At 60.4% G+C, this 20,053-nt stretch carries 17 protein-coding genes; 11 read left to right on the top strand and 6 right to left on the bottom strand.

The window, feature by feature from the left end; translation table 11 throughout:
- Window positions 1-56: 56 nt before the first annotated feature.
- Window positions 57-602 (top strand): hypothetical protein, encoded by a 546-nt coding sequence (locus WC811_RS18190; protein ID WP_372646802.1) that lies wholly within the window; start codon window positions 57-59, stop codon window positions 600-602.
- Between the two features lie 148 nt (window positions 603-750).
- A complete protein-coding gene (locus WC811_RS18185) occupies window positions 751-1,317 on the top strand; it encodes a formaldehyde-activating enzyme (RefSeq protein ID WP_372646800.1) in 567 nt (188 codons plus the stop codon).
- A gap of 148 nt (window positions 1,318-1,465) precedes the next feature.
- Here the strand turns inward: WC811_RS18185 and WC811_RS18180 are convergent, their stop codons facing one another.
- A complete protein-coding gene (locus WC811_RS18180) occupies window positions 1,466-4,024 on the bottom strand; it encodes a response regulator (protein ID WP_372646799.1) in 2,559 nt (852 codons plus the stop codon).
- Window positions 4,025-4,241: 217 nt separating this feature from the next.
- On the opposite strand from WC811_RS18180, the gene WC811_RS18175 reads away from it, so the two are divergent.
- Window positions 4,242-4,625 (top strand): hypothetical protein, encoded by a 384-nt coding sequence (locus tag WC811_RS18175; protein ID WP_372646798.1) that lies wholly within the window; start codon window positions 4,242-4,244, stop codon window positions 4,623-4,625.
- A gap of 22 nt (window positions 4,626-4,647) precedes the next feature.
- On the opposite strand, the gene WC811_RS18170 is transcribed toward WC811_RS18175, so the two are convergent.
- Together WC811_RS18170 and dksA are read right to left on the bottom strand one after the other, a co-directional pair.
- Window positions 4,648-4,833 (bottom strand): hypothetical protein, encoded by a 186-nt coding sequence (locus WC811_RS18170; protein WP_372646796.1) that lies wholly within the window; start codon window positions 4,831-4,833, stop codon window positions 4,648-4,650.
- Between the two features lie 215 nt (window positions 4,834-5,048).
- A complete protein-coding gene (gene dksA, locus WC811_RS18165; protein ID WP_372647129.1) occupies window positions 5,049-5,468 on the bottom strand; it encodes an RNA polymerase-binding protein DksA in 420 nt (139 codons plus the stop codon).
- 696 nt (window positions 5,469-6,164) lie between these two features.
- Between dksA and WC811_RS18160 the strand changes: the two genes are divergently transcribed.
- Together WC811_RS18160 and asnB are read left to right on the top strand one after the other, a co-directional pair.
- Window positions 6,165-7,010 carry an AAA family ATPase gene (locus WC811_RS18160; protein WP_372646795.1) on the top strand — a complete coding sequence of 282 codons (846 nt, stop codon included), beginning with the start codon at window positions 6,165-6,167 and terminating at the stop codon, window positions 7,008-7,010.
- A gap of 427 nt (window positions 7,011-7,437) precedes the next feature.
- Window positions 7,438-9,477 (top strand): asparagine synthase (glutamine-hydrolyzing), encoded by a 2,040-nt coding sequence (gene asnB, locus WC811_RS18155; RefSeq protein WP_372646794.1) that lies wholly within the window; start codon window positions 7,438-7,440, stop codon window positions 9,475-9,477.
- A gap of 34 nt (window positions 9,478-9,511) precedes the next feature.
- Here asnB and WC811_RS18150 read toward each other — a convergent pair whose 3' ends face one another.
- Window positions 9,512-10,177, bottom strand: coding sequence for a TetR/AcrR family transcriptional regulator (locus tag WC811_RS18150; RefSeq protein ID WP_372646793.1), 666 nt, complete (start codon window positions 10,175-10,177; stop codon window positions 9,512-9,514).
- Window positions 10,178-10,440: 263 nt separating this feature from the next.
- On the opposite strand from WC811_RS18150, the gene WC811_RS18145 reads away from it, so the two are divergent.
- From WC811_RS18145 to WC811_RS18125, 5 genes are all read left to right on the top strand, one after another.
- On the top strand, window positions 10,441-11,661 hold the full coding sequence (locus WC811_RS18145; protein WP_372646792.1) for an HlyD family secretion protein: 1,221 nt from the start codon (window positions 10,441-10,443) through the stop codon (window positions 11,659-11,661).
- A 43-nt stretch (window positions 11,662-11,704) separates the two neighbouring features.
- The gene (locus tag WC811_RS18140) at window positions 11,705-13,255 is read left to right on the top strand and encodes a DHA2 family efflux MFS transporter permease subunit (RefSeq protein ID WP_372646791.1); all 1,551 of its coding nucleotides are present in this window, start codon (window positions 11,705-11,707) and stop codon (window positions 13,253-13,255) included.
- A 218-nt stretch (window positions 13,256-13,473) separates the two neighbouring features.
- On the top strand, window positions 13,474-14,637 hold the full coding sequence (locus WC811_RS18135; RefSeq protein ID WP_372646790.1) for a DUF3734 domain-containing protein: 1,164 nt from the start codon (window positions 13,474-13,476) through the stop codon (window positions 14,635-14,637).
- A complete protein-coding gene (locus WC811_RS18130) occupies window positions 14,634-15,377 on the top strand; it encodes an acetoacetate decarboxylase (RefSeq protein WP_372646789.1) in 744 nt (247 codons plus the stop codon). The genes WC811_RS18135 and WC811_RS18130 overlap by 4 nt, the downstream gene beginning before the upstream one ends.
- A gap of 14 nt (window positions 15,378-15,391) precedes the next feature.
- On the top strand, window positions 15,392-16,168 hold the full coding sequence (locus WC811_RS18125; RefSeq protein ID WP_372646788.1) for a 3-hydroxybutyrate dehydrogenase: 777 nt from the start codon (window positions 15,392-15,394) through the stop codon (window positions 16,166-16,168).
- A gap of 163 nt (window positions 16,169-16,331) precedes the next feature.
- On the opposite strand, the gene WC811_RS18120 is transcribed toward WC811_RS18125, so the two are convergent.
- Entirely contained in the window at window positions 16,332-17,579 is a 1,248-nt protein-coding gene (locus WC811_RS18120) for an MFS transporter (RefSeq protein WP_372646787.1), read from the bottom strand.
- Between the two features lie 455 nt (window positions 17,580-18,034).
- Here WC811_RS18120 and WC811_RS18115 point away from each other — a divergent pair, with 455 nt between their 5' ends.
- The gene (locus WC811_RS18115; RefSeq protein ID WP_372646786.1) at window positions 18,035-19,156 is read left to right on the top strand and encodes a type III polyketide synthase; all 1,122 of its coding nucleotides are present in this window, start codon (window positions 18,035-18,037) and stop codon (window positions 19,154-19,156) included.
- A 55-nt stretch (window positions 19,157-19,211) separates the two neighbouring features.
- Here the strand turns inward: WC811_RS18115 and WC811_RS18110 are convergent, their stop codons facing one another.
- A complete protein-coding gene (locus tag WC811_RS18110) occupies window positions 19,212-19,757 on the bottom strand; it encodes an isoprenylcysteine carboxyl methyltransferase family protein (RefSeq protein ID WP_372646785.1) in 546 nt (181 codons plus the stop codon).
- Between the last annotated feature and the right edge of the window lie 296 nt (window positions 19,758-20,053).

Below are 20,053 nucleotides of genomic sequence, written 5' to 3'. Positions count from 1 at the left end.
ACGTCGCTGCTGCACCAATGCTGTATTGCCGCAGCGCTGATCCGAAGGAGAAGACTGTGTTCAAAATTTCTGCCGCGATCGTCGTGGCCGTCGTGGCGGCCACAACATTCTCCTCGAACGCCGACGCTCGCGCGGGAGGCAGCTTCTACGCCAGCCCGTTCTTCAGAAATCAAGGGCGCCAACCGGCGCAAAGCGTCGACCCATCGTACGAGCGTCGCAAACGGGATGCCGCAACGGCAACAGCCAGAGCCCGCGCAAGAAAGCTCGAAGCAGCCAGAGACGCGGCCCGACAGGAAGCGGCGGCAAAACGCGCTCGCCTGCAGGCGCAGCAGAAGAAGCAAGCAGCCAAGGATGTCGCTGAAAAGAACGTAGACCCGTCCCCGCAGACCACCACGACGACGAACGTCACATCCGCCGCGAAGAAAGAGGATCGGCTGCCGGTTTCAGCGGAGAACACATCCTCAAATACGGCAGCAGTGACGTCAACGGCAGCGACCGCAAAGACCGGCTCGACGCCGGACGCATCGCCGGAACCCGCCTCCCGCGTCTGCCGCAAGTATTCCGCCGCCGCCGACGGTCTGGTCGAAATACCCTGCAACTGACGAGCGGGCGCGGAATGTCTTGCATTTCGCGACCCTGCGACGCGCCATAACCAGAACTTATAGCGCCTCGAAGGCCACTCTGGTTTATGCCCACCTCGTGCGTCGGCTTCGGCGCCGTAATAACAATCCGAGCACAAGGTGAAGAGACATGAGCATTGCATCGCGCCCCTCGGGGCGTTTCGGCATTCGCGTCGGCGAAGCCCTCGTCGCAGGCGGCCCTCCGGGAACGGCAGCCGAACCGGAAGTCGCCATCGGCGAGATGGACGGCCCCTTCGGCACCGCGTTCGCAACGCTCCTCGGCGACCAGGTGAAGGGACACAGCCGCGTCCTGTCGCTACTCAACACCGACGTCATGGTCCGCCCGCCAACAATCTGCGTCAGCAAGGTGACGGTCGAGAGCGAGCGCTACACCAACATCCTGATGGGAACGGTCCAGTACGCAACGGCGATGGGCGTGCTTGATGCGGTTCGCGCCGGTGACCTGCCGAAGGATAAGGTCGACGATCTCGGCATCATCGTATCGGTGTGGCTCGCGCCGACCATCGTGAATGTCGAAAAGCTCGATCACAAGATCCTGTTCGACATCCATCGCAAGGCGACGGCGCTCGCCATTCACAAGGCGATGAACTTCCAGCCTTCGATCGACTGGCTCCTCGAAAACCAGGACAAGATCATTCACAAGTACTTCGAGAGGGGCCTCAAGGGCGAAGTTTAAGCCCACCTTAGTCATTCTCGAATGGCCGAGCTTAGCGAGGCCATTCGGGAATCCAGCGTAAAACGCGCCGAAGGCCGATAGTGCGTCTTCGACAAGTCTTCCGCCGGATATCCGGTCTTCGCGCCGCTCGGCCGAAGATGGCGATACCTTACTTCGCCAACTCTTCCTTCACCTTCGCCGCGAGTTGCGGCAGCGAGAACGGCTTCGGCAGGAACGCGAAGTCGTCTGAGCCCATCGACTCGCGGAAAGCTTCGTTCGGGTAGCCCGAAACAAAGATCACCTTGATCGACGGATTGCGCTTGCGAAGTTCCTTGAAGAGCGCAGGCCCATCCATTTCCGGCATCACGACATCCGAGACGACGATGTCGATCTTGCCCTCATTCTCCGCCATCAAATCGAGTGCCTCGAGGCCGTCGGCGGCTTCGATCACCTGATAGCCCTGACGCTTCAGCGCCCTGACCGCGAACTGCCGGACCTCGACTTCGTCCTCGACCAGCAGCACCCGGCCGGTGCCCGTAAGGTCGGCTGCATTCAATTGCTTTTTCGTGGATATGAGTGCCGGCGATAGCGATGTCGCGACATCCTCGCTTTCCTCGACGAAGTGGCGTGGCAGAAAGACTTTGAACGTGGTGCCCTTGCCGACTTCGCTTTCGGGTTGGATGAAGCCTCCCGACTGCTTGACGATGCCGTACACCGACGCAAGGCCCAATCCGGTGCCTTTGCCGACGCCCTTCGTGGTGAAGAACGGTTCGAAGATCTTCGCCATCACTTCCGGCACCATGCCGGTGCCCGTGTCGGCAACTTCGACCAGCACGTATTCGCCGGGAGCGAAGCCGACGACGTCGCGCATCTTCTGGCTCTCACGCTCGCTCACGTTACGTGTGTTGACGCGCAACTTGCCGCCGTTAGGCATCGCATCGCGTGCGTTGCGCACGAGATTGAGAATGACTTGATAGAGCTGATCGCTGTCGGCGCGGACATACCAAAGATCGCGCTCGGCTTGGAGCTTGAGATCGATTTTCTCGCCCACCTGGGTCTTGAGCACCGGCATCATGTCGGACGCCAAGTCGCCAACATTGAAGACGGACACCTGCTGCGTCTGCTTGCGTGAGAAGCCGAGAAGCCCCTTGACCAAAGCCGCCGCGCGGTAAGCCGCCGACTGAATGTTCTTGATGTCGCGATACGCCGGGTCGCTCGGTCGATGCGTCTGCAGCAGCAGATCGGAAAAACCGATGATCGCAGTCAGCACGTTGTTGAAGTCGTGCGCGATGCCGCCCGCAAGATTGCCGACCGCTTCCATTTTTTGCGCCTGCGCGACACGGCCTTCGAGCGCTTTCTGCTCGGTCGCATCCATCACGTAGAGCGCGGCCGCGGCGCCGCCCTGAACGGCCGCGAGCGGTGACATGTAAATGCGGCGCGTAAACTGCTTGTTCTCGCCCGCCGTGATCTCGATCGGTTGAATATTGCCGCGGCCCGCGAGGGCTTCGCCCAATCCGGCGTCGATGAGCACACGCTCCTCGGACTCCGCCGTCCGGCCGAGAGCCTCTGCCGCCAGCACGTCTTGCGCCGGCTTGCCGTCGAGAACCATCCGCATAAACGCGGTGTTGCAGTTGGCGATCCGGCCTTCTGCGTCGAGCGCCGCGATACCGAACGGCGCCGATTGGAAGAACTGCGATGCGCGCACATCCTGCTGGCCGCGATCGACGAGGCCCGTGGTCTGCCGGTTGATCGCGGTAATCGTGAAACCCTGCTCCGCCTGCTCGCCGATCGGCTCGACCAACAACGTGAGCGCCACGATGCGCCCGTCCTGACGCGTGAGATCGAGATCGATAATGCGCTGATCGGCATCTTGAACAGCGGCCATATGCTTCAGCAGCCGCAGCCCCTCACCGCCCGCGAGTTCCGCGAGGCCGAGCGACCGGGCGCGCAATCCGCCCGACGGATAGCCGAGCCAATGCTCGAACGCGGCGTTGACGTACACGATCGCGCCGTCGGCTGAGACCCACATGAACCCGGCAGGCATTGCGTCGAACGCTGCGAGCGAGGCTTCGAGCCTGTCGATATGCTGCGCCTCGCGGCTCTTCTCGCTCGTCACGTCGGTGATGTGCCAGGAAACGAGGCGCTGACGCCGCGATCCGAAATCCGAAACGCCCTCGGGCGAAGAAAACGGCCGCACCATGATACGCGCCCAGGAAGACTTTCGTCCCGCCCCAAGGCGCAAGCGCACATCTTCGCGCCGGGTCTCGCCGCGCTCGGCGGCGCGCGTCAGCCGGAAGAAGGCCTGCGTCCCCGCCGCATCGCCCGACAACGACGCTTCGAGCGCTGAGAACGGCCCCGCCTCATGCGGCCCGAGAACCGTCTCGACCGCCGCGTTGGCATAAAGAATGGTGCCGTCGGCTTCCGCAATGATCTGCGGTTCGTCGCCCGCATCCATGGCGGCCTTCAGCAGATCTCCGGGCACCACGCGCGCGCCGAACCGCAAATGACCGGCTGCAAACGCAAAGAGCATAAAGGTGCCGAACATCGCGAGCAGCGCGATAACGGTCAACAGCAGGGGCTCGCCGGAACCGCTTGCGAGCAGCCCGAACAAAACTGCGCCTCCCGCAGCCGCGATAATGATCATGGGGAGGAAACCGCCGAACCCTTCCGCTGAGTTCAGCGGATCGATCGGGGCGGCATCGATCCTCAACGCCTCGCGATCCTTCATGGGCCGAGAATCTAGCTGATTCTCGAAAATCGATACGTCGGATTGGGGCATGGATATGGAACTCAAACGCAACTGCAACTGTGCCGCAACGGTGCGGCGAGATTCGATTGCATAACACTTCGCTTAAGAGGGTTAACATGCAGTCAACTCGAAGCTAATGAACGATTGACGAGCGCAAAATATCGACACGGCCGGTGAATCCGGCGGCGAGGCAAAAATGGAAAGCTATTTCTTCTGGACGTTCATGTTGGCCGTTCTGGCGGTGCTCAGCGCGGGGGGCGTGGTTTTCGTTCGCGCCTATCTGACCGGAACATCCCCGTCCGCACTCCTTTTCCGCCCCAAGGGCGAACGCCGCCTCGAAGTCGTCGATCATGCCAGCATCGACGGTAAGCGGCGGCTGGTCCTCATTCGCCGCGACGATGTCGAGCATCTGCTGCTGACGGGCGGCCCGGTCGACGTCGTCATCGAGACGGGAATTAATATCGCCGCTGCACGCCCCCAGATCGTGACGCCGGTTGAAACTCCGCCCCCGGTTCGCCGGGCACCGATTTTCAGCCAAGGCAACGAGTCCGCCCCGCTCATCGCGACGCGCGAACGATAGATCGCAGAAGGCTTTAAGGCTTTTAGCGCGCGGGCTCGACGTCGCCAAAATCGGCCATGGTCAGCTTGCTGAGATCGAGTTGAACCTTGGCGCTCGCGACGTACCCGGAGGCCAGCGTCGACAGGTCCGCGGGCGTCGTCCGCCATGCGCGCATGACGCCATTTCCATCCAAGGAGACGGCTTGGCCAATCGCACTCGCGGCGGTCATCGGTTCGGCGCCGCCTCTAACGCTCCCAAGGCCAAGCGCCGCAACCCCGGCGAAGGCAGATACAATGATTTTTACTCGAAAAGTCACGGCCCAACCTCATCGGCATCGCCCGGAAGCGATTTCCAATGTCGGACAAAACCATTAACGGGCGATGAAGGGTCGCTCCGGAATGCGACAGGCCACGCCCCGGAGCCGACTGACGATTCGCGGACGGATTATTCTTCGCGATAGACGCGCTCGCGCCGTTCGTGGCGCTCCTGCGCCTCGACGGACAGCGTCGCGATCGGACGGGCATCAAGCCGCTTTAACCCGATCGGCTCGCCCGTATCTTCGCAATAGCCGTAAGATCCGTCTTCGATCCGGCCCAGCGCCGCATCGATCTTGGCGATCAACTTGCGCTGCCGGTCACGGCTTCGCAGTTCCGTCGCCCGGTCGGTTTCCGACGTCGCACGATCGGCAAGATCGGCATGCTGCGCGGAATCTTCGTGCAGGATCGCCAGCGTCTCGCGTGTCTGCCGAAGGATTTCGTCCTTCCAGTCGAGAAGGCGCCTGCGGAAATAAGCCCGGTGCATGTCGTTCATGAAGGGTTCGCCTTCCGTAGGCTTGTAGCCCGGCGGAAGAACGATATCTGCAATCTTTACGCGAGCAGCCATCTTCTTGTTCGTACCCTCTGACTTTTTCGAAGCTGTCGCCTTCGCGACGGCCAATGTCCTCGCCGGGACTTTCTCGGCAACCATCTCAGGCACCTTCACCGGGACTTTCGCCTGCACCTTTGCAGGCCCCTGAACCTTCACAGGACTTGGTTTCTGCGGCACCGCCCTGCTAACGGCCGAAGCGGCCTTCCCCGTCGCGGCTTTCGTCGGCGTACTCTTCACGGCGGTCTTTGCCACCTTAATTCTTGCAGCGGCCAGCTTTTTTGCCTCGGCGGCCTTGGTCCCGCCCGCTGGCGACGCGCCACTCTTGGCTGATCCGCCACGTTTCACAGCGAACTTTTTAGTCGCCGCTTTCGACTTCGCGGCCCTCGTTCCGATTGCCTTGCTCATCGTCCGCCTCCCCGGAGGCTGCGTTCGCTCGAGCCGATCATCCTCCGCCGAAAGTCGCACCGCGAGTCGGCCTCGTTCGGCCGACCCTTATCTATGCGCGAGGGCCCCGGAGTCAAGCGCGAGCCACCGCCATAATAAATTTCGCGATGCGCCAGTTTATTGAACGGAAACAGCGAATTACGCCTATTTTTCGCCCACCGTGAGCAGGGCATATTCCCACAGTCTGCTGCCAAGGGGTGCGCTTCGGTCACCTTGCCCGCCGCTCCGAAGGCCTCTTAGACACAGATCATGAACTTCGAAGGTACCTCCGCATACGTCGCGACGCCCGACCTGAAGGTCGCGGTCAATGCTGCAGTCAGGCTCGAACGCCCGCTCCTTATCAAGGGGGAACCGGGAACCGGGAAGTCGGTTCTCGCCGCCGAGGTCGCAAGGGCACTCGATGCGCCGCTGATCGAATGGCACATCAAATCGACGACGAAAGCCCAGCAGGGCCTCTACGAGTACGATGCCGTCTCGCGGCTCCGCGATGGTCAGCTCGGCGACGAGCGGGTCAAGGATATCGCCAACTACATCAAGCGCGGCAAGCTCTGGGAAGCGTTCGCCGCTCCGAAGCGCACCGTGCTGCTGATCGACGAGATCGACAAAGCCGATATCGAATTCCCCAACGACCTCCTTCTCGAACTCGATCGCATGGAATTCTTCGTCTACGAGACGGGCGAAACGATCAAAGCCGAGACACGCCCGGTCGTGCTCATCACCTCCAACAACGAGAAGGAACTGCCGGACGCGTTCCTGCGCCGCTGCTTTTTCCACTTCATCAAATTCCCTGACGCTGAAACGATGCGCCAGATCGTCGAAGTACATTTTCCCGGCCTCAAAAACCGCCTCGTCAACGATGCGCTTCGCGTCTTCTACGAACTCCGCGACGTTCCCGGTTTGAAGAAAAAGCCATCGACGTCCGAGCTGCTCGACTGGCTGAAGTTGCTCCTGCACGAAGATATCGATCCAGCGCTTCTGCGCGAAAGCGATCCGAGGAAGCTCGTGCCGCCGCTCGCCGGCGCCCTGATCAAGAACGAGCAGGACGCTCACTTGCTTGAACGCCTCGCATTCGTGACGCGCCGCCGCAGCGAATGAGGCTCGATCCGTAAGGAATTTTTTGCGGTTACTGAACCCCAGTCATCGCTCGAAGATGAACAGGAGATAGTTTGCAAAAGCAACGGGCGGCCTCGCCAATCCGCGTGCGCCACGAGCACATGCGCCAAGAGCCAAGAGCACAGTTGCTGCTTTCTTTCCCTCGGCGACGCGTGTGGTAAGACATCTTCATGCTAGGCTAGGTGGTCTAGATCGTGCCTACAACGCGCGTATTTGTCGCGAACAGTAACCACCATTGAGCGCCGGACTGGCAATATAGCTTCCGACACGGCAACTGATTAATGTCGGCACCTTAAACGTGCAGCAAACGCGTCTCTCCCGTCCGGTGGTATGAGATGTCGAAAAGATACCTATATCTGGCGAGCGGAAACAGTCCGCGTGACCCTCTGCAGAACCGTTGGACGATCCCATGTGTGGCATTTTCGGAATTATCGATCTCAAGAGTCGGCGCGGTGTTCCATTATCCGTTTTAAAGCGCGCCGCCGATGCCATGGTGCATCGTGGCCCTGACGAAGCAGGCTATATTGGGCGCCCAGGTTTCGGATTCGCCGCGCGCCGCCTGAGCATTGTCGGCCTTGCCGATGGCCAGCAGCCCGTCTTCAACGAAGACAAATCGATCACCGCCATCTTCAATGGCGAAATCTACGATCACGATGACTGGCGCCAGCAGCTTCGCGGCATGGGCCACACGCTGACGACCCACTGCGATACCGAACTCTTCCCCCACATGTGGGAACAGTACGGAGAAGACATGTTCGAGAAGCTCAACGGCCAGTTCGCCGTTGCCCTCTTCGATGAACGGAAACAGAAGTTCATTCTCGCCCGCGATCGTTTCGGCATCTGCCCGCTGTTCTGGACTCGCACGACGCGCTTTGGCACCGACTGGCTTATCTTCGGCTCCGAGATCAAGACGATCCTCGCGACCGGCCTTGTCGAAGCAAAGCCTGATCGGCGCGGCATCGACGCCTTGTTCAACTTCCTTGCGGTTCCCGGTCCGTCGAGCTGCTTCGAAGGCATCAACATCCTGCCGCCAGGAAAATTCCTGACGATCTCCCGCGGTCGCTCCGGCGAAGACTCCACGATCGACGAGCGCACTTATTGGCAGATGGACTTCCCCGAAATGGGGAAAGAAACGCGTTTCGCGGACGAAGAAAAGCTCGTCAATGATTTCGAACGCGTTCTCTACGATGCGGTGAAGCGCCGTCTCCGCGCCGACGTACCCGTTGCATCCTATCTCTCGGGCGGCGTCGACTCGAGCACCGTCGTTGCGATGGCGAAAGATATCCTTGGCGCCGCGCCCGCGACGTTCACCGTCAAGATTCGCGATCCCAAACTCGACGAGACCAAGCAGGCCGCTGTCATCTCGAAGCATCTCTCCGCCGATCCCTATATCGTCGCGTGCGGGTCCGAAGATATCGTCGCGAACTATCAGCGCCTGCTCGTCGCAACGGAAGCGCCTGTCACCGACACGTCCTGCACCGCTTTGATGATGCTCGCCGGCAAAGTTCACGAGAAGGGTTTCAAGGTCGCGTTGACGGGCGAAGGCTCCGACGAATGGCTCGCGGGCTATCCCTGGTATAAATTCAACCGCGCCATCGAAGTGCTTGGCAAGGTTTCCGGCGGAAAATTGCCGTCGATGATGACGCAATATTTCCACCGTTGGCTCGGCTGCAACGACGAGGCGATGGCCTATCTCGACAAGTCCGCGGCGTCATCCGGCGGCATGCACGCATTCCAGCGATTCTACGATCTTCTCGGGCCGTCGCGCTTCCGCTTTTACAGCTCCGGCATGATGTCGAGCCTCAGCGGCCAAGATCCTTATCTCGCAATCGATCCCGATGCCGGCCGGGCCGCCAAATGGCACCCGGTCAATCGCGGCGTCTACTGGGCCGGAAAAATCCATTTGCCCGGCCAGCTTTTGAGCCTCAAGGGCGACCGCATCGCCATGAGCCAGTCCGTCGAGATGCGCTATCCGTTCCTCGACAACAACGTCTTCGACTTCCTCTCGGGCATCGATCCGAATTTGAAGTTCAAAGGCATGACGGAGAAATATCTGCTTCGCCGCGTCGCCGAGAAGTGGCTGCCGAAGTCCGTTGCGTGGCGGCCGAAGGGTATGTTCCGCGCGCCGCTCGACGGCTTCTTCCTCGACCAGCGTCTGCCCTACGTCGACGAATTATTGAGCGAAGAATCGATCAAGAAGGCGGGATACTTCGATCCCAAGGCCGTCGCCGAATGGCGCGACAAGTACAAAGATCTTTCGTGGTGGGGCTATCAGCGCCAATCGGGAGAGCTTGGCCTCGTCGCTGTTCTCGCGACGCAGCTCTGGCACCACACCTACATCGATCCGACGCTTTGCAGTCTTCCCGATTGGCGCCAGATTGCGGGTGTGCCGTCGGAGTGGAGCGACCTCGATTTCGCCGAGAGCATGTCGGAGGAAAGCGTCGCCTGATCGGCCAAGCGATAGGCGACGCTCGCAGCCTTGCTTAGGCTGCATACCCCTTGAGGAACATCGCCAGCCCCGAATTGACGTTCTTCTCGATGTCCTCGCGAGGCGGTGCGCCATTGATCACGCCGTAGAGACGGGCTTTGCATAGCCCGCCTTGGATCACCTCGCAGTATTGCGCTGCTGCGAGCCGGGTATCGGGGATGCTGAACCTGCCTGCCGCGACGTGGTGATCGAGATATATTGCAATCGCATTGATCACCCGCACCGGCCCCGCTTCGTAAAACTCCGACCCGATCTCCGGCATCCGCTCCGCAACGCTGATGACAATCCGATGCGCCGCAATGACGAACGGTGCTGCCATCGTTTCCAGCATTTCGACGCCGAACCGGTACAGCACATCCTCGACAGGTAAATTGACGTCGAGCAACGCGATTTTCTCCGCGATGTTGCGATCTCTGTGCTCGGCGCAGATCGCCGTGAACAAATGTTCCTTGTCCTGGAAGTAGACATACAGCGTCGCCTTCGACACCCGTGCCTCGCGCGCGACGTCGCTCATGCTCGTGGCGTCGAAGCCGAGTTCGGAAAAGATCCGTCCCGCGCCCTCCAAAATCTGTCGCCGCTTCGCGGGGTCAGTACCGGCTGCCGGCCGGCCGCCGCGCCGTTCCTCTTTCTGCTCCGAACGAGAGAACTGAGAACCTTCCATGAATCACATCCTACCCGACTGAACCCAGGGTTCAGCCTTAATTATGTGTAAAAAACGAACCGAACGGTTCAGTTTCAGCTTGATGTCCGCTTTTGAACGCTGTATGTCAAGCACAAATTGAACCAACCGGTTTCGTCCGGTTGTCCAAAAGCGAGGCGGGCGTTATGGGCAGAAATAACTTGAACAGCGTTCTGATAGTGCGACCCGGCGCGGCCGATGACTTCGACCCCGCAAGCGACAACGGCGAACGAGGGCATCCCGCGATGTCTAGCGTAAGAAACATTTCGCAAGTTCAGCCCGCAACGGCCGAGACAACTCCGAAATCGGAGTCGCCGGCCTTCGAGCCTGCGGTGCCGCCGGCAACAGCGCGCGAGCGGGGCGCCGAAGCACCCGCCAATGGCGCCACAACGAAAAAGGGCTCGCGCCGGAAGCCGATATTGATGGGCGTCGGCGCCGTCGTGCTGATCGCGGTCGCCTACTTCGCTTACAATTACATCACCGTCGGACGTTTTATGATCTCGACCGACGATGCCTATGTCGACGCCTACATGTCGATCATTTCGCCGAAGGTCTCAGCCATGGTCGCCGAGGTTCCCGTCATCGACAACCAGTCGGTGAAGCAGGGGCAGATCCTCGTCCATCTCGACGAAGGCGATTACCGCTTGGCGCTCGACCAAGCCCAATCGAAACTCGCGACCCAGATGGCGGTCATCAAGACCTTCGGCGCGCAAATCCGGTCGGCGGAAGCCACCGCTGCTCAAGCGCGTGCCCAGCTCGACGCGGCGAAGGCCAACGTCGTCAAGACGCAAGCCGACTTTGAGCGCACGGACGCATTGACCGCCAAGGACTACGCGTCGAAATCCTCGCTCGATGCGGCCATCGCCGCTCGCGATTCGGCCGCGGCCCAGGTGAAGGCGAATGACGCCGGCATCCAATCGGCGGACGCCAACGTCGCTCTGCTCCATGCCCAGCGCGACCAGGCCGAGAAGGTCGCCAAGGAATTGCAGGTCGCCGTGAACCAGGCCCAGCGCGACCTCTCGTTCACCACCATTCGCGCGCCGTTCGATGGCGTCATCGGCAATCGCGGCGGCGTCCAAGTCGGCGACTACGTCACACCCGGCAAACGCCTGATGGCCGTCGTGCCGCTCGATAAAATCTTTGTCGATGCCAACTACAAGGAAACCCAGCTTCCCCCGATCACGGCAGGACAGACTGCGACGGTGACGGTCGATGCACTGAACGGTGAAGAGCTGAAAGGCACGGTCGAAAGCGTTTCGCCCGCGTCCGGTTCTCAGTTCTCCCTGCTCCCCCCGGAGAACGCCACGGGCAACTTCACGAAGATCGTGCAGCGCGTGCCCGTGCGCATCACGATCCCGGCGTCCGAAGCGAAAGGCAGACTGCGTCCCGGTCTCTCCGTCGTCGTGAGCATAGATACCCGCACAACGCCGGCCGATGCCAAGACCGGCGAAACCACGCAGCAATAACGCGGGCCAACGAGCCGTTCCAAAAAAATCTAAGCGGTCGACCATGACGGACACGACGACATTTTCGGATGAACCGAGGAAACTCGAGTGGATCGGTGTCACACCGCGTCAGCTCGCGGGCTTCATCGCCATGGTCTTCGGCATGTTCATGGCGATCCTCGATATCCAGATCGTCTCGGCGTCGCTCCAGGAAATTCAAGCGGGCATATCCGCAAGCTCCGATGAAATTCCCTGGGTTCAAACGGCTTACCTCATCGCCGAGGTCGTGATGATCCCGCTGTCGGGCTTCCTCTCGCGGGTGTTCTCGACTCGTGCGCTGTTCTTTACCGCAGCGGTCGGATTTACCGCTGCGAGCGTACTCTGCGCGACGGCGACGTCCATCAACGAGATGATCGTTTATCGCGCCATTCAAGGCTTCATCGGCGGCGGCATGATCCCGAGTGTCTTCGCGGTCGCCTTCTCGCTCTTCCCGCGCTCGAAGCAGAATATCGTTTCCCCGATCATCGGACTTGTCGCGACGCTAGCGCCGACCATCGGCCCGACCGTTGGCGGCTACCTGACCGACACCTACTCCTGGCACTGGCTGTTTCTAATCAACGTCGTGCCCGGCATCATTGTCGCAACAGCCGTCTTCTTCCTGGTCGACTTCGATAAGCCCAACTACGCGCTGCTCGACCGCTTCGATTTCGTCGGCCTCATCGGCATGGCGACCTTTCTCGGCTCCCTCGAATATGTGCTTGAGGAAGGCCCGCGCTACGATTGGTTCGACGATCAAACGATCGCGACCTTCGGCGTCTTGGCTGTCGTCGGCGCCCTCGTCTTCTTTTGGCGCGCCGCGACAGCGGAAGAACCCATCGTCGAGTTGAGAGCGTTCAAGAATCGCAACTTCGCCTTTGGCTCCGCCTTCAGCTTCACCATGGGCATCGGCCTCTATGGTCTGACGTACGTCTATCCTGTCTTCCTCGGCCAGGTACGAGGTTATGACTCGCTGATGATCGGTCAGACGATGTTCATCACCGGCGTCGCCATGTTCCTGACCGCGCCGATCAGCGGCCGCCTCGCGAGCGTGATCGATCCGCGCTACATGATGTTCATCGGCTTTGCGGGCTTTGCGCTCGGCACCTACATTGCGTCATTCATCACATCCGACTGGGACTTCTGGGAGTTGCTCATCCCCCAGATCCTGCGCGGCTCGTCTCTGATGCTGTGCATGGTGCCGATCACCAATCTATCCCTCGGCACGCTCCCCCCGGAGCAAATCAAGAATGCCTCGGGCCTCTTCAATCTGACGCGCAACCTCGGCGGCGCTGTCGGGCTCGCGATGATCAATACGCTCCTCAACAAGCGGCTCGACTTGCATCTCGCACGTTTGCACGAGCAAGTCTCCTGGGGCCATCCCGTCGCCGAAGAGCGATTGGATTCCATGCAGCAGAGCTTCTCCGCCGCCATGCATTCCGACGGCGACATGGCGGCTTTGAAGAAGCTCGCGATGATCGTTCGCAATCAAGCCAACGTCCTCTCGTTCGCCGATCTCTTTCTGGTGCTGACGGTGCTCTTCCTCTCCGCTGGCTTTTTTACGCTTTTGATGCGCTAACCCTCGGCAGTCCCTGCAGGCGCCGGCGGTCACTGATAAAACCCGAAAGACCAATCGAAAAATTTCGCGATCGGCGTTACATCATGTTTAGGATGTAACGACTTTTCACCCCTTGCGTTCATCAACGATCTGCTGCATTGCAACAGAACCCGCACGAAGCTCGAAGCCCGTGAGCTTCATCGTCTCCATAGCCACCCCAAGCTTGGTAGATAAAAAACATGGCCGAGCCGAACGGCAGCGCGCGAAAAAGCACCGAGAAGAACATACTCGTGCTGCAGGGAGGTGGAGCCCTCGGCGCGTACCAAGGCGGAGCCTACGAAGCGCTATCCGCCGCTGGTCTCGAACCCGAATGGGTCGCGGGCATTTCCATTGGCGCAATCAATTCGGCGATCATCGCGGGAAATCCTCCCGAGCTGCGCGCAAAACGCCTCCGCGAATTTTGGGATCGCGTTTCAAGCCATCTTTTGCTGCCGCCGATCGCAAGCGACAATGCCTCTCGCAAGATCTTCAACGAAACGAGCGCGGCTCTCGTTGCCTCCACCGGCGCACCGGGCTTCTTCGACCCGCGTTATCCTCCCGCGATCTGGATGCCGCCGGGAACGCCGCAGGCGATCAGCATCTACGACACCAGCCCGCTGAAAAAAACGCTCCTGGAACTCGTCGATTTCGATCTGCTGAATGAAGGCAAAATGCGCTTCAGCGTCGGCGCCGTCGAAGTCGCGACCGGCAACCTGCGATATTTCGATAGCACCAACGAAACGATCATTCCCGAACACATCATGGCAAGCGGCGCGTTGCCGCCCGGCTTCCCGCCCGTCGAGATCGAGGGCACGCTCTACTGGGACGGCGGCATCGTCTCGAACACGCCGCTGCAGTATGTCCTTGATGGCAGCATTCCGCGCACCGACATGTGCATTTTCCAGCTCGATCTCTTCAGCGCCCGGGGAACCGTTCCGGAAACGCTTTTCGACGTCACGACACGCGAGAAGGAGATTCGCTACTCAAGCCGCACGCGCCTCAATACCGATTATTCCAAGCTCGTTCAGTCGCTGCGCCGCGCCGTCCGGCGGCTCGACGGAGCGCTGCCCGATGACATCAAATCGGGCGACGACTGGAAACTGCTGTCAGAATACAGCTGCAATGCCGCGATTACGATCGTCCATCTTATTCATCGCCGCGCCGTCTATTCCACGCAGTCGAACGACTATGAATTCTCCCGCTACACCGTCAACGAGCATTGGGCTTCGGGCGCGGACGACGTCGAACGCACTCTCAGCAACCCGGCTTGGATCAATCGCCAGCGGCCGGAAGACGGCGTCATGGTGCTCGATCTGACGAAAGATCTCGCCCCCCCGCCACCACCCCCGGAGACTCGCTCATGAAAATTGCGGACGTCAAGAAACGCGCCTTCGCGATGCCTTTGACAAGTCCAGCCTTTCCACCCGGCCCCTATCGCTTCATTGATCGCGAATATCTGATCATCACCTATCGCACCGACCGCGAAGCCCTCGAAAAGGTCGTGCCTGAACCCCTCACTTTCGACGAGCCAATCGTCAAATACGAATTCATTCGTATGCCGAACTCGACCGGCTTCGGCGATTACACCGAGTCCGGCCAAGTCATCCCCGTCAAGTTCAACGGCGTCGAAGGCGGCTATACCCACGCCATGTTTTTGAACGACGGCCCGCCGATCTACGGCGGTCGCGAGCTTTGGGGTTTCCCGAAGAAATTCGCCAAGCCGACCCTCGGTCCCGATATCGATACGCTCGTCGGCACGCTCGATTACGGCAGCGTCCGCATAGCGACGGGAACGATGGGCTACAAGCATAAGGCGCTCGATCCAGCAGCCGTCGCCAAGTCGTTGGCGGTGCCGAACTACCTATTGAAGATCATCCCGCACGTCGACGGCAGCCCGCGCATTCTCGAAATCGTCGACTATCGCCTCGAAGATGTGACGGTGAAGGGTGCTTGGAGTGGCCCCGGCGCACTTGATCTCCACCCGCACGCGCTCGCGCCCATCGCCGACTTGCCGGTGCGCGAAATCATCTCCGCGACCCACATCCTTGCCGATCTCACCCTCGGCCTCGGCAAAGTCGTCTACGATTACCTGGATACAAAATAATAAGGAGACGCCTCATGAAACTCGACGGCAAGGTTGCACTCGTCACCGGCGCTGCAAGCGGCATCGGCCACCAGATCGCCCGGCGTTACGTCGAAGCGGGCGGACGCGTCGTCATCGCGGACTTGAACATCGACGCCGCGACGGCCGCCGCGAAAGAGCTCGGTGGCGCCAAGGATGCGATCGCGGTCGCCATGGACGTCTCGAACGAAGACCAGGTCAACGCCGGTGTCGAGAAAGCCGCCGCCACCTTCGGCACCATCGATATCCTCGTCTCGAACGCCGGCATCCAGATCGTGCATCCGATCGAAGAGTTCCCCTTTGCCGCCTGGAAGAAGATGCTGGGTATCCACCTCGACGGAGCCTTCCTCTGCACCAAAGCGTGCGTGAAATATATGTATCCCCAGAAGTCCGGCTCGCTGATCTACATGGGCTCCGTGCACAGCCACGAAGCCTCACCACTGAAGTCGGCTTACGTCACCGCGAAGCACGGCCTCCTCGGGCTCTCACGCACGATGGCGAAGGAAGGTGCCAAGCACGGCGTCCGCTCCAACGTCATCTGCCCCGGTTTCGTGCGCACGCCCCTCGTCGACAAGCAGATCCCCGAGCAGGCGAAGGAACTCGGCATCTCTGAGGATCGCGTCATCAAGGAAGTCATGCTTGGTGACACGGTCGACGGAGAATTCACGACCGTCGACGACATCGCCGATGTCGCGCTGTTCCTCGCAGCCTTCAAAACGAATGCACTCACCGGCCAGAGCATCACCGCCAGCCACGGCTGGTATATGGGCTGACAACGCTTTGCTCGTCATCCTCGGCTGCGCGCGACATGTGTGTCGAAGGCCGGGGGTCCAGCCATAAAATTTGTCGAAGACTCAATACTGGAGCCTTCGGCACTTCTTGTGCTGGATTCCCGGACGGCCTCGCGTAGCTCCGCCGCTCGAGAATGACGAACGCTCACTCCCCCGCCGCCGGCTGATGATGCGCGACATGCCGCCCGCCGTTGGGATCGGTCGCGATTGAAATCGCCCAGAACGCCAATCCGCCGACCGCCAGCGCCGCGCCGACGAAGCCCGTCGAACTCCAGCCATAACCGTTCGCGATCGCGAGGCCCCCGAGCCAAGGGCCGATCGCATTGGCCGTATTGAACGCACTATGATTGAGCGCGGCAGCGAGCGTCTGCGCATCTTCCGCGACATCCATCAAACGCGTCTGCAGGGCGACCCCAAGTCCACCGCCGCAGCCGATCATGAACACCACCAGCGTCACCGCGTAGATATTTCCGACCGTAAATGGAAAGAGCGCGAGCGAAAACGCGCTCCAGACCAACAGCCCTCCGGTCGTCGCCATCAACGCCCGGTCGGCGAGCCACGCACAAACGAACGTCCCTATCGTCATGCCGAGTCCGAAGAAAACAAGCACGATCGGTACGACGTACGGTTCGACGTGCGTCACCTCCATCAGCGTCGACGAGAGATAAGAGTAGACGGCAAACATACCGCCGAATCCAATGGCGCCAATCGCGAGTGTCAGCCAAACCTGCGGACGCTTCAGCGCCCCCAGCTCGCGCGTCATGCTGGCGCCCTCGACTTGGTTATCCGCGGGCACGAACATCCACACGAGAAGTACGGTAAGCGCTGCCAACACGCCGACAATCCCGAACCCGACCCGCCATCCGAGCGCCTGCCCCATCCATGTCGCCGCCGGAACACCGATAATCGTCGCGATGGTCAGGCCGATCAGCACGCGCGAGGCGGCCTGCGCCCGCGCATTCGGCGGCACCATGGACGCCGCAACCAGCATTGCAACTCCGAAATATGCGCCATGCGGCAGGCCACTCAGAAACCGGAAGAAGACCATCATGCCGTAGGTCGGCGAAAACGCCGTCAACACGTTTGCGATGGCGAAGCACACCATGAGCACAAGCAACAACTTGCGCCGCGCCCACTTCGCGGCCAGCACCGCGATCAACGGCGCTCCGACCACCACACCCAACGCATAGGTGCTGATCGCGTGTCCCGCCATCGGTTCGGTGATGCCGAACGTCGACGCGAAATAGGGCAAGAGGCTCATCGATGCGAACTCGGTCGTCCCGATCGCAAAGCCGCCCATCGCCAACGCGAACAGCACGAGGCGAACCTGAGCCGGCGTCAACGCAGCGGGGGCCGCGCTGACGTTGTCGAAACCGCCGGCTTTCGCATCCATGCGCCACGTTCTCCGTCGTGCCTCGCTGCGCCGCGCAATCCGGAAACAGCTTAGTAAGTAACCGCATATGTTACGGAAAGTGTCCCACGTCGAGGCGTCGGATGGTCCGATTTCGCAGACGCGAACTGTCGCACGCTCATAGCTCGCGCATTTAAGCCCGATACGCGGCCTCCAGCGATTGCTGCGGCCGAACGCCCTCCCCTCCGATCCAAACGCTGTTCCCTGGGGAACAGCAACCGTCCCCAACGAGACCGACAAAACACCCTCCCGCTGCCGCCTCGGGTTTTGTCCGGGGAAAGAGTTGGAAACGGCCATGCACATGAGGCGATCCACTTTCGCAGCGCTTGTCTTGGCCGTCCTTTCGATCGCCGCCGTCGTTCAGCCCGCCTGGGCCGACGATCCTCCATCAGGCAATCGGAACCCAGTATTGAACCCAAACGAGATAATTCCCGATCATGACCCTTCTCCCGATCAATAAGCCGGAACTCCGGCTCGCCCGCCGACGCGCGTCCGGCGATATTCCCGTCGAGATCCTGTCGATCGCAACAGCCAATCCGCCACGACGCTTCTCGCAAGACGAAGTGCTCGCCAACGCTTCGGAAGTGTTTCCGCATTTTTCGCGGCTGAAAGGGCTGTTCGCCAACACCGGTGTCCATCACCGCCATATGTGCCAGCCGATGTCCTGGTATCGCGAACGCCATACCTGGGAAGAGCGAACCGCGGTCTATCAGAAGCACGCACTCGATCTGTTGGAAAACGTCGCCCTCGATGCCGTCGCGCGCGCCGGACTGAAGCTCTCCGACATCGACGCTTTCGTCACCAATACGATAACGGGCCTCGCGATCCCGAGCCTCGACGCGCTTCTGATGAACCGTCTGGATTTCTCACCGAACGTCGAGCGACTGCCGATCTTCGGGCTCGGCTGCGGCGGCGGCGTCGCCGGTCTCTCCCGCGCCGCCCGTCTCGCCCAAGCCCGGCCTGGCTGCAACGTCCTCTTCATCACGGTCGATCTCTGTAGCTTGTGCATCCGCCCCAACGATCCGAGCACGGCGATGTTCGTCTCGGCTGCGCTGTTCGGCGACGGAGCCGCAGGCGTCATCCTCCGCACCGCTGACGGCAACGCTGCCTCATCCGGACATGACGGAATGACCAAACCGAAGCTGGTGGCATTTGGCGAGCACACCTGGCGCGGCACCCGGCACATCATGGGATGGGATGTCAAGGACGATGGCTTCGGCGTCGTCCTGAGCCCGGAGTTGCCCGCGTTGATGCGCGCCAATCTCGCCGACGTCGCCAACCAATTCCTCGATCGCAACGACATGAAGATATCCGACTTCGGGGGATTTCTGTTTCATCCGGGCGGACGAAAGATCCTCGAAACGGCGGAATCGGTGCTTGGCCTTGATCGGGCGGAGATTGCACATTCTTGGACCGTGCTGCGCGACTTCGGCAATATGTCGTCGCCGACCGCACTGTTCGTTCTTGCGCGCGCGATCCAAGAAGGTGACAAGGGCCGCCACCTTCTCGCGGCGTTCGGCCCCGGCTTCTCAGCCTACTTCGCCGCGCTCGATCTCTAGAGCGTTTCGAGCGCGGCAGGTTCTTGTCGGAACGATTGCGCCAAGCGCCCCGCCGTCAAATCCGCGCCGCACCGTGTTCCACCTCGACGCATCGTCGCCGCTCGAACAGCCCTTCGTCTTCCAACACAATTTTATAGGCCAGGACGGCCGACCATACGGCCCCCATGATCACGCCCAGCGCGAAACATCCAAATACCATCGGCAATAGAAATGTCTCGGCGATCGTCACCGCATAATTCGGATGCCGGATAAGCCGATATGGCCCACGGCAAACAATCGGCGCTTTATCGAGAGTAAAAATCCGATGCGTCCAATAACGGCCCAGCGTGCCGATGACCCAATATCTGATAATCTGAAGCGTTAGATACACAACCGCGAGCGCCGTATAAATCGGCGCATCCGACGAAATAAGAAAATATATGCTCGCAATCCATGCGAGATGCGTTGTCGCGACCACGGGGTAATAAGAACGTCCCACCTCCCGCGCGCCTTGGGCAGTCAGTGCCCTGGTATTCCTTTGTGAATAAAGTTCTTCAAGCCCGCGTTGCAGAAGCAGCATCAGGGCAACGGCCTGCGGCCAGCCGATGGAATCTATCGTCATTCGAATTCTGCCAAATGATGTATTTCATCCCGCCGGATTGGCCATACATAAGCCTATGGCCGCGGAATCGCATCCCCTTGCCCGAACAAAAATAAATGAAAATTTACATTCAACGCCAAATGCCCCGCAATCACGGGAATTGCAGATTCGGGCATTTTGACACAATAGAACAGCCGCAACTCGCGGCGCCCGGACCATCCGCCTTGACCCAAAATTAATAAAAAAGGCCCAGCTTGATCTAAAGTCGGGTGAAGGGGATCGAGACTGCTGATTTATTTGGCAATTATCACTCCGAA

Origin of the sequence: Hyphomicrobium sp. (genome assembly GCF_041659645.1) — a bacterium.
GTDB lineage: Bacteria > Pseudomonadota > Alphaproteobacteria > Rhizobiales > Hyphomicrobiaceae > Hyphomicrobium_B.
This window is presented reverse-complemented; position numbering and strand designations above follow the sequence as displayed.

Bases quoted from the DNA above. Each gene is read 5' to 3' on its own strand.
- WC811_RS18185 (WP_372646800.1), top strand. From the start codon at position 751: ATGAGCATTGCATCGCGCCCCTCGGGGCGTTTCGGCATTCGCGTCGGC.
- WC811_RS18180 (WP_372646799.1), bottom strand. From the start codon at position 4,024: ATGAAGGATCGCGAGGCGTTGAGGATCGATGCCGCCCCGATCGATCCG.
- WC811_RS18175 (WP_372646798.1), top strand. From the start codon at position 4,242: ATGGAAAGCTATTTCTTCTGGACGTTCATGTTGGCCGTTCTGGCGGTG.
- WC811_RS18170 (WP_372646796.1), bottom strand. From the start codon at position 4,833: ATGACCGCCGCGAGTGCGATTGGCCAAGCCGTCTCCTTGGATGGAAAT.
- WC811_RS18160 (WP_372646795.1), top strand. From the start codon at position 6,165: ATGAACTTCGAAGGTACCTCCGCATACGTCGCGACGCCCGACCTGAAG.
- asnB (WP_372646794.1), top strand. From the start codon at position 7,438: ATGTGTGGCATTTTCGGAATTATCGATCTCAAGAGTCGGCGCGGTGTT.
- WC811_RS18150 (WP_372646793.1), bottom strand. From the start codon at position 10,177: ATGGAAGGTTCTCAGTTCTCTCGTTCGGAGCAGAAAGAGGAACGGCGC.
- WC811_RS18145 (WP_372646792.1), top strand. From the start codon at position 10,441: ATGTCTAGCGTAAGAAACATTTCGCAAGTTCAGCCCGCAACGGCCGAG.
- WC811_RS18140 (WP_372646791.1), top strand. From the start codon at position 11,705: ATGACGGACACGACGACATTTTCGGATGAACCGAGGAAACTCGAGTGG.
- WC811_RS18135 (WP_372646790.1), top strand. From the start codon at position 13,474: ATGGCCGAGCCGAACGGCAGCGCGCGAAAAAGCACCGAGAAGAACATA.
- WC811_RS18130 (WP_372646789.1), top strand. From the start codon at position 14,634: ATGAAAATTGCGGACGTCAAGAAACGCGCCTTCGCGATGCCTTTGACA.
- WC811_RS18125 (WP_372646788.1), top strand. From the start codon at position 15,392: ATGAAACTCGACGGCAAGGTTGCACTCGTCACCGGCGCTGCAAGCGGC.
- WC811_RS18120 (WP_372646787.1), bottom strand. From the start codon at position 17,579: ATGGATGCGAAAGCCGGCGGTTTCGACAACGTCAGCGCGGCCCCCGCT.
- WC811_RS18115 (WP_372646786.1), top strand. From the start codon at position 18,035: ATGACCCTTCTCCCGATCAATAAGCCGGAACTCCGGCTCGCCCGCCGA.
- WC811_RS18110 (WP_372646785.1), bottom strand. From the start codon at position 19,757: ATGACGATAGATTCCATCGGCTGGCCGCAGGCCGTTGCCCTGATGCTG.